General features: G+C 56.4%; 6 protein-coding genes and 3 pseudogenes. 3 read left to right on the top strand and 6 right to left on the bottom strand.

The genetic code is table 11. The features are described from left to right. Nucleotides 1–231: 231 nt before the first annotated feature. Nucleotides 232–348: pseudogene (locus AB3X94_RS40495) on the top strand (type II secretion system minor pseudopilin GspK); the annotation flags it as partial. A gap of 28 nt (nt 349–376) precedes the next feature. Then, a pseudogene (locus AB3X94_RS40490) lies at nt 377–541 on the top strand (type II secretion system protein GspL); the annotation flags it as partial. A gap of 142 nt (nt 542–683) precedes the next feature. On the opposite strand, the gene AB3X94_RS40485 reads toward AB3X94_RS40490, so the two are convergent. The 4 genes and pseudogenes from AB3X94_RS40485 to AB3X94_RS40470 form a co-directional block, all read right to left on the bottom strand. Then, nucleotides 684–1,226 carry a hypothetical protein gene (locus tag AB3X94_RS40485; RefSeq protein ID WP_368614392.1) on the bottom strand — a complete coding sequence of 181 codons (543 nt, stop codon included), beginning with the start codon at nt 1,224–1,226 and terminating at the stop codon, nt 684–686. Nucleotides 1,227–1,603: 377 nt separating this feature from the next. Beyond that, a pseudogene (locus AB3X94_RS40480) lies at nt 1,604–1,714 on the bottom strand (IS110 family transposase); the annotation flags it as partial. A gap of 143 nt (nt 1,715–1,857) precedes the next feature. Further along, nucleotides 1,858–3,666, bottom strand: a complete 1,809-nt coding sequence (locus AB3X94_RS40475) for an ABC transporter ATP-binding protein (protein ID WP_368594267.1) — start codon at nt 3,664–3,666, stop codon at nt 1,858–1,860. Nucleotides 3,667–3,721: 55 nt separating this feature from the next. Continuing rightward, complete coding sequence (locus tag AB3X94_RS40470; RefSeq protein WP_217710347.1) at nt 3,722–4,471, bottom strand: hypothetical protein; 750 nt, start codon at nt 4,469–4,471, stop codon at nt 3,722–3,724. Between the two features lie 159 nt (nt 4,472–4,630). Here AB3X94_RS40470 and AB3X94_RS40465 point away from each other — a divergent pair, with 159 nt between their 5' ends. Continuing rightward, nucleotides 4,631–5,209, top strand: a complete 579-nt coding sequence (locus AB3X94_RS40465) for a transposase (protein ID WP_368594266.1) — start codon at nt 4,631–4,633, stop codon at nt 5,207–5,209. A gap of 453 nt (nt 5,210–5,662) precedes the next feature. Here AB3X94_RS40465 and AB3X94_RS40460 read toward each other — a convergent pair whose 3' ends face one another. Together AB3X94_RS40460 and AB3X94_RS40455 are read right to left on the bottom strand one after the other, a co-directional pair. Further along, nucleotides 5,663–6,793 carry a hypothetical protein gene (locus AB3X94_RS40460; RefSeq protein WP_368594264.1) on the bottom strand — a complete coding sequence of 377 codons (1,131 nt, stop codon included), beginning with the start codon at nt 6,791–6,793 and terminating at the stop codon, nt 5,663–5,665. Between the two features lie 424 nt (nt 6,794–7,217). Next, on the bottom strand, nt 7,218–9,591 hold a 2,374-nt coding region (locus tag AB3X94_RS40455), incomplete at its 5' end, for an amino acid adenylation domain-containing protein (protein WP_368614391.1).

The following is a 9,591-nucleotide window of genomic DNA, read 5'->3' as shown; positions in this document are numbered from 1 at the left end:
CCCAATTGATCAGCTCGGCCAGCCGTACCAGTGGATGCTTGAGATTGATCTGTTCGCGCAGTGGATGCCGGAACAAATCCTTCTCCGTTACAGGCGCCTTCGGACCCATCTAAACCTCGCCAGAATTTGCAGGCTATACCCAGCAATATGCCAGGTCTCTGCAATTCCAACAACACGATTTCCGCCGGAAACCCCCAACGCTTAAGGCTCTACGGTTTGTTCAGGCTGGACTTTTTAGTCCACGGCAGTGTGCAGCATGAGCGCGCCGAAGTGGATCGCACGACCCTCGTCTATCGCGATCCGCTGACTCACACTACGCGTATCGTGCGGGTACAAGACCAACTCTGAATAACGCAATCCACAGAGAGAGTGGCCTTTGAGCACGCCGATCGCCCTATTGCCGCCGCGTGATCCGGCGGTGCCCTCGCGGGATTGGCAACTGCGCGAGCTACCGTTCGTGCTGCTCGACAACGCTGGGCGCACGCAGCGCGCCGGCCGCACGGCGCTCGCGCTGCTGCCGCGCGCGAACACGACGGTGCTGACCCGGTGGTCGTCCGCAAACTGACCGCGATGAAGGTCGGACGCCACCAAAGTCAACGACTCTACAACCAACTTTAGCAAATCCGCCACGTTTGGGCTGAAAATTGTCGTCACCGTCGAGCACAATCGGCACGGCGGAAGAATCAGGTCGCGAACGGCCGGCGAACGACGCTTGGTTCGACGCATGAATTGAACAGAATCAACTCGAACGCCGCCCCACCATCAGCATTGCCGCTATGCCCCCGATCGCCCGTCCGCTCGGGTCCAGACGCGCGCAACCCGGACGCATAGGTGTGTGCGAAGAGAATCGTGAAGCCCAGCAACGCTCCCGACACGGAATAGACCGAGAAGTCCACCGTATCCGTGATGTCAATTGCGAATACCGCTAGCAATAGAGGCATGACGGATATGACGGTGGTCGCGCTAACCTTCCATTCGAGCAGCGCCGCGATCGGCGACGGAAACAGCGTGACGATACCGTACAGCACCAGAACACACGTCCAGCTTTGGCCGTGATGGAGGCCGCGCGCCACACAGATACGCTGATAGAAGCTGAAGGTATCTCCCTTTGTCATGGCCTCACCGCGATCGCTGCCCGGACGCGAAAAAAAAGGTATTGCGCCACCAGCGTCCCGACCCAGAGGCAATGCGATCAGGACCAGCATGTCCGCATAGTGCGCCATCATCAAACTCAGCCATGCCGCGCACGCTCTCGATCCTGGGGTGTACGTCCTTTTCGGGCGGCGTCAAACTCGCCTCATAGCGCTTTGTCACCTTGGCGCCGTGACCTGTCTTTGATTTCAGTTTGAATGACGGTTGGAAGAAGTTGATATACAGCCGCGACACTTGATAAAGCGAGGCAAGAGTTTTCTGTGGCTTCGAGACCTTGTAGCCTGCCGTCCCCCACCAGATGACGTACAGACGGCGCCATTCTTTTGCGCGACCCGCGCCTGATCGTTTTTCTTGCAGCCACGCCAGCGCACCATCTCGATACCCGTTGCCTTGAAGAAATCAAAGACGGCCGGGTTCATGAACGCGCAATCGTTATCGCAGTCCAGACCAAGGCCATCCAGATCGCGCGAGCGTCAGCGGGATCGTTCTTGTTGCCGATATTGCATGGCTGGACGAGCTTCGCCGGCATTAGCTTGACCTGATCTCCCATCTCAATCAATCGGCCCTAAAGGAAGATCATTGAGAACCTCACAGGCAAACCGGAGGGGAACCAAACGAACTATACGACAGTCGGGTGGCGCCGCGAAACGCTTCCGACTTGTCGCCGTTTGATCCGCTCGTCAGCAACGGCAGCACACAACGTCGTCAAATCTCGCGAGCTAACCCGAATCCCTGCTGATCAAACAACCGACGGTAAGTACTATCATCGAGCTGAACGAGCCGGTCGTGGCTTCCTTCCTCGACGAGGCGGCCGTGATCAAACACCAGCAGCCGATCGAGCGCACGAACCGTGGACAGGCGGTGCGCAGCCACGAGTGTCGTACGCCCAACCATCAACCGCTCCATCGCCTGCTGAATCAGCACTTCACTTTCGCCGTCAAGGTTCGAGGTCGCTTCATCGAGAATAAGGATTGGCGCGTCTGCCAAGAAAGCACGAGCGATAGCCACTCGCTGACGTTCACCGCCCGAAAGCTTCACGCCGCGATCGCCCACCAGCGTGGCATATCCGTTCGGTAACGCGGCAATGAACTCGTGCGCGTTCGCTAGCGCGGAAGCTTGCTCGATCTCGGCCTGCGTCGCGTCCGGCTTACCATATGCGATGTTCTCCGCGAGCGAACGGTGAAACAACAACGGCTCTTGTTGCACGATAGCGATCTGCCGTCGCAGCGAAGTCTGCTCAACTTGGGAAATGTCTTGCCCGTCAATCCTTATGCGACCATCGCTGAGATCGTAGAGCCGCTGGATTAGTTTTATGAACGTAGTCTTTCCCGCCCCTGAACGGCCCACCAGCCCAACGCGCTCACCGGGCGCAATGGTTACTGAGAAATCCTTGTACAAAGGCTCCCGGACTTTGTCGTATTGGAAAGTCACTCGCTCGAAGCAAATCTCCCCTCGTCGAATCTCGATAGGACGCGCACCTGGCCGGTCCTCGATGCCAGATCTCTCTCGCTCAAGCAAAACTAGTTGCTGCATATCATTCACAGAGCGTTGCAGGTTGCGTACGTGCATCCCAACTTCGCGTAGATAACCTTGCAAGACATAGAACATTGTTAGCGCAAACGCGATGTCACCGACGCTTGCTTCATCGCGCACGCGGAACCATAGTGCGGCACTGAGCATCGCGGTTTGCATCAGCACGAGCATGCCGCTCTGGACTCCACCATTGGTCGTACTGCGCGCCCACATGCGAGCCGCATGCTTACGCCACTTGCTGACTATGCGGGCAAACCTAGCTTCTTCTCGGCTCTCGGCGCCAAACGCTTTCACGAGCGAGTTACAGGCTATCGCGTCGGCAAGCCTACCTCCCATGCGGGTGTCCCACAGATTGCTGATGTGCGCGGCGGGCGCTACATAGCCGAGCGATAGCGACACTGCGACCGCAATGTACAGCAGCGAGCCTGCGCCAACCAAGACACCCATCAGCGGCCAGCGGACACCAAGCAGTATCGTCGCGCCACCCAGCATCAGCAGCGAAGGCAGCAACGCGAGAAGCAGCGTGTCGTTCATCAGTTCTAGCGCCCACATACCGCGCGTGATCCTATGTACTGTCGAACCGGCGAAACTATTCGTATGCCAATCGGTGGAGAGACGTTGCACCCGGCAAAATGCGTTCGACGCGACATCGCTTATCATGTTCAACGTCAGCACCATGATGTTGTGAAGCGTGAAATGTCTCGCCAAGGTCGTGCCAACTCCCAATGCAATCAGCAAACCAAAAGTACTTGCTGCATGGTGCCACGCAGCGGACTTCAAGCCCATATCACCGCCACTAGCTGTCAGCGCATCCACCAGTCGCCCAGAAAAGAATGGCGTCACCACCTCGGCAAGGGTGGCCAGTAATGCGAGCGTCGCGATCGCGGAAATTCTCACAGGCTGTTTGCGCCAGTATCGTACAGTAAAGACTAGTACGTACTTAAACGCCCGCATGTCAAACCAAGGTTTCTTTTTCGCCATCATTTATATATCGACGTATCTCACTTCGTGAAATGAAAGAATTAAGCTTCATCAATCATAGGTCGTATTGAAACCAAACATTTGGCTCGACATAAACGATGCAATTTTGCTCCATTGAAACGAGCACCGGCACCAATGCCCCATCGACCTCAGCAGTTCCGGAATGTTCGAATATTTGCCCTGTCCATCGTGACCATTCCGAAATCGTTCCAACGATGGTCATGGAATAAGGGGCAATTTTCATGAGCCTTCCTCCAGCACCGAGGTGGGTTCGCAACCAAGAATCCATCGGCAAACCGTCGGGGCGTTGTAGTCGGGTATACTCGAGCATCGGCATCCCGGGCACATGGTGTTTCTGGCTTGGCCGAACGGGGACCGAAAGTTTTGAGAATCCCGCCATTTTGCCACATTGCTTCAACGCATTCAGCAGTGCCAGCGCATTACCGAAACCTCTCGCCTTTGGCAGTAGGGTAATTTCGAGTGCGCTTATCGTCGTTGGTTCACGGCCTAGCAGACTGTCTTCGTGAGCCCAGCGGATAAGCTCATCCCACCCGCCGTCCGGCAATTCCATGCGGCCCTCGATGTTTGAGGCAAATGGAACGCCGAAAGCGCGCCCAACGACCTCCTCGTCGACAAGCCCAGCATACGCGAAGTCTAAGTATCTTGAGAAGACTCCCGCGCCAAAATAGAGCTTTGCGGTTCGATCATGGCGCATAAAGTCCGGCCACATGTTATCTAACTCGCTCGAAAAAACAAGAGGAATAAGTTCCGGCCTCTCTCGCAAAGAAAATATTTTCAAATTCATCTCCGAACTCCGACGGGAATCATTAAATTGCATCGCTCATATTCTTTCTTACAGCCCCCCGAATGGATAGGGTCATCAATGATCTAGAGAACGTTAGGCAATTTGTGCCGGGCTTTGTATCCTGACGGGACAAAAGAACACAGGCCATAGCCAACCGATATATCGGATGAAGATTGGTACTTCGCCACTGCGTATCTGACGTTGATGAACAAAGACACGCCGCGTCACTGCAATGAATTGCGCGAGATGTTCAATGCACTGCGCTGGATCGTGCGCGCGGCTATGCCGTGGCGTTTGTTGCCCAATGACTTTCCGCCGTGCGGCAGTAATGTCGATATGGCGGTCGATATCTTCGAGCAGTTGCTTGCCGCGCATGTGATGCCGGCCAACGAACAGGAGCATGCTCTGTTCGGAGAATTGGCGCGCCAGATTCAGCACGCCAAAGGCCAGACGGTCAAGGTAGCGTTCGCCGATCAGGGATATACCTGCGAAGAGCCTGCACAGGCCGCACTCGACGAAGAGATCGAGCTTCAGATAATCAAGCGGACTGAGGCGAAAAATGGCTTCGTGCCGTTGCCGCGCCGCTGGGCGGTCGATCGCGGCTTCGGCTGGCTCAACCGCTTCCACCGACTGGCAGGAGACCAAGGGCAACTCCCCGAAACCCTGGCCGGTCTTTCTGTCGTACCCCCCGTGTTTATGCCTATCCACTTTGTATTCCTTAACAAAATTTCCTTCTAACACCACAAGCGCTTCCCCGTTGAGCACAAGCTCAATCCAATTCCCTGTTGATATATGCAATGCACGCGCGGCGTGAGATAGTGGAGAACTGCGGCTCGACAACCGGTCATGTTGGATCAAATGCCCCCATTGATGAAAGACGCGTCCAGAGGCCTCATTCTCTGACCGAGAATGGATATCCACGCCGTACTATTGAGTTGCGCTCCCCACGGGTCGACCCGCTTCACATCACTGCTAGCACTGCAAAGTGATCGTTTCTATTTGCTCATGATGTCAGTGCCATTTTCTCGCTGCAGGTTGGCTGACAGCCTTGAATCGGAGTCAGTGTGCCACTGGTTCGAGTTTGAAAATCATTACCATATTCGAGCAACGCCAATGCAAATCTCTCGCTCTCTCGACTATTGCGATCGCCGCCCGCCAGTAGGCCCGGCGCTCGACCAAGATTGTTTTAAGTCAGGATACAAGCACCCTGTTCTTAGCGAGAAGAGATACCTTTTCCAACACAGAAATGGCACGTTCTACTAGATATTCAGCGCTGTTATCTTTCTCGCAAACGGCCTCCACAATTAAGCGCGCGCTAAGACTCATCCGCAGCGCAGAAACAGGAACCCCATCGATCTCGCCACATAAAACGGGTTGACCCAATTCGCAACGCGCGGACAATATTTTCCGTCTTACTCCGCGCGCCCTCCCACCAAGGTCTGCTTTCATTCGATTGAAGATTTTGGTGGTCTCCTCCGCGCGCAGCGGCCTTCTTCGGTTATTAAACTCGAACAAGATGAAAGGAAAAATCGTTGGTATCTGATCCCACGTCGACTGATTTTCCGTTGGACGGCGCTGCAAGGCGGGTTGTTCCAGGAGACTAAGCTGTTGCGAGTTACTCATCCATGATGTAATAGCGTTATAGAAGTTCTCCACGACCTTTCTGATACCTTCCGCGGGGATGCTGTGAAAATCCCGCAGTTCAGCGAGGGCAGCCTCCCACCGCAAAAGCAATCCAAAGTTGCTGGCATTGTGAAGCGACATGATGCCATTCCAATGTGGCGGCCACTCTGCGCGCGCGCTATTGACGCGAAGTGCCGGATCGACCGGCCGCTTCATTAATCTGCATGCTGCGTCTGCCGGAACCAGCAACATTGCGGAAAATGGAGGGCCGCTAAAAAACTTTGATCCAGTAATGATGACAATACTATCCGCACGGAGGTAACTAACTAACGTGCTCGATGCCAGCCTGAATTGAGAGGCATCGATGACAGTCTCGATGATGTTTGGCCAGCGCCGCTTGAGTTCGAGGACACGATCCGGACTGGGGCCCAACACGCCGGTCTTGGAGACGTCGGTTAATACGATCAAAATGCGCTCATACTGCTTTACAGCACTCAATACCGTTGCTTCAAGTTCGTCATCAACCTCAGCAATGGATCGGAGACTGCCGTCCTCTGAGCGAATTGCTATCGACTCGACGTGATTGACATCGCCGAAATCTCCCACATTCTCATGGTTCATCGCGGGGGGATAGCGATGATATAAGGCGCCCGCCAAAGCACGCGCGACACCGCTCCCCGTCTCTTCCGGTTGAACCATGATCGCCAACGTTGTGCGAGAGCTGGTCCCGGCCACCAGTCTTGCGACAAGCATGTGAGCATCTGTGCCGGAAGCGGATACAATAGCCTCCAACCCAGATAGTTCTCCTAAGCCACACAGGTCGATAAATTCACTACGCAGCCTCGACATCTCCTCCAAATAAACGTCCGCCGGATTTCTCTCCCGTAAGCTACTCAAGAGATGGGAGCGTAGTTGTTGCGCAGCAGAGTGGCCAGATAGGGAGATAGTAGATGCCGTGGCGGAGCCAAATGCTAACAGTCCTGTATCTGGTATCGGTCGCCCCCCATATTTGTTGATCATTGCGGCGGTGTCGAGTTCGATCCGCGGGTCCCCTCCTTGCGTTAGGGCTTCGAAAGTCGACGGGAGGTAACTGTCGAGATTGTGCGAGCGCGTTGTCATAGCGTCAGGGCCCTATTGTTCGCGGGTGTGGTGTGCTGCTTAAGCATAAGGAAAGCGCACGTGCAAGAATCCGACGGTTTTCCGGCACGGCCATCATTGTCACGTGATCGCCGGGAATCGGTATGGCGTGAATGGCCTCGGGATTTAGAACTCGGTCCCAGCCATGCATGGGTGCAATCTTCTTGGCCTCCGTTGCATCCGGAGTGCACCCAGCCCGGAAATTCTCGGGAAGCTCCGATGCATAGAACTGGTGGATTTCGACTTGCAGGGATGGAACCTGATAGTTCAGTAACGCGTGCTGAAAATGGATATACGTTTCGACGGTTTCGTAGAAATCCGCTTCTACAACTATCGCCCCAATTTCCTGTGCCTTTTGGAGTAGTTGCGGAACAGAACTGTTCCTAGCGCAGCGCTGTAGCAGTTCAAATCGTTCATCGTCCAAAGACTCCAGAGGTTCAAATACCATTTCGAGTATTATTTCGGCATCAGATTTTTTCGGAGAATTTGCTGGCAGCGGGGCATCGATAAGACCCAGAAAAGATACCGTTTCATCGAAGCGCAGCAACTGCTGAGTAATCGCGTAAGCGAGGATCGCACCGGACGAATATCCGGCAATCCGGTAGGGAGCTCGTGGCTGAATCTTCTTCATCGTCAACAGTGTATGCGTTGCGATCTCCTCAAGAGTCAGTGAACGATCTTTGAAGGAGGGCCATGGTAGAGCGTAGATGGGACTATCCACTTCCATTTCTTTTGCTAAAGTGGAGACATACGAAAAATCTCCATAGCCTGTCGGAACAAAGAAAACGGGAGGCCGAGTTCCCGCCAAACGGACCGGCAACACTCCAGACACATGAGGATCCATGTCCATCTCGACCCTGGAGGCAAGATCCTTCAGGACGGGGGCTTCGAATAGATCGATAGCGCTTAATTTCATTCCCCCATCCAGTGCTCGGCTGAGCAGCCGCACGGCCAGCAGTGAATGACCGCCCAGCTCGAAGAAGTGGTCATGCCGACCGACCCGCTCCAGACCCAGCAGCTCCGCCCACAGCTGCGCCAGCACCGTCTCGAGCTCCCCGCGCGGCGCCTCGTAACCCCGCCGCGCATACGCATCGTCCTGCGGCGCAGGCAGCGCCCGCCGGTCCAGCTTGCCGTTGACCGTCAGCGGCAGCGCCCCCAGCGGCACGAACGCCGCCGGCACCATGTAGTCCGGCAGCTGCCCCGCCAGATGCGCGCGCAGCGTCGCCGCAAGCTGCGCTTCCTGCGCCTCCTGTGCGGCCACCACATAGGCCACCAGCTGCGGCTCGCCGGCCCGCTCCTCGCGCGCCACCACCACCGCCTCGCGCACCCATGCATGTGCGCACAGGTGCGCGGCCACCTCGCCCGGCTCGATGCGAAAGCCCCGGATCTTGACCTGCTCGTCGATGCGCCCCAGAAACTCCAGATTGCCATCCGGCAGGTACCGCGCCAGGTCCCCCGTGCGATACATCCGCGCGCCCGGCTGCGCACTGAACGGATCGGCCATGAACCGCTGCGCGCTCAGTTCCGGACGCTTCAGGTAGCCACGCGCAACCCCCGCCCCGCCAATGTAGAGCTCCCCCACCGCCCCGAACGGCACCGGCTCGCCATGACCGTCCAGCACATACACCCGCGTGTTCGCAATCGGACGGCCGATCGGTACACCTTGATGTGGCACGCCGAATGGCGTGTCAATAGGAAAAAAGGATGACCAGATGGTTGTTTCGGTTGGCCCGTAGAAATTCTTTAAAGAGTTCACCGCTTCATTTAGGCGAAGTGACAGAGTTGCAGGTAACGCTTCTCCCCCACATACCGCATTCAGCGCTGGTGTTCCTTGCCAGCCTCCATCTAAGAGCAGGCGCCACATTGCCGGAGTCGCCTGCATGAAAGAAATGTTGTGATGTGCTATGTAATGGCGTAAGGCGATGGCGTCGATTGCATCCTTACTGCTTGCAAGGGCGACTGCGGCCCCAGTGCTCAAAGGCAGGAACAGTTCGAGCCCCGCAATATCGAACGAGATGGTGGTCAAAGCCAAAAAAGTATCGCGGTCAGAAATTGAAGATATCTCTGAAAACGCAAATAGAAAGTTCACCAGCCCCCGGTGCTCGACCATCACGCCCTTGGGCGTGCCGGTGGAGCCCGACGTGTAGATCACATAGGCCAGATGGTGCGGGCCCAGGCCCAGCGCGCGCGCATCCGGATCCGATGCCGGCTGCCCGGCCCACGCCGGCGACTGCGCCTCCAGCTCCACCAGCCCCACGCCAGCGAGCGCCTCCTCGCCCAGCGCCGCACGCCCCGCCCCATCGGCCAGCACCAGCCGCGGCGCCGCCTCCCCCACAATCTGCCGCAGCCGCGCGCACGGA

It is taken from the genome of Paraburkholderia sp. BR10923, from assembly GCF_040948765.1.
GTDB lineage: Bacteria > Pseudomonadota > Gammaproteobacteria > Burkholderiales > Burkholderiaceae > Paraburkholderia > Paraburkholderia youngii.
Note: the sequence above shows the minus strand (reverse complement) of the source record. Positions and strands in the feature narration are given on the sequence as shown.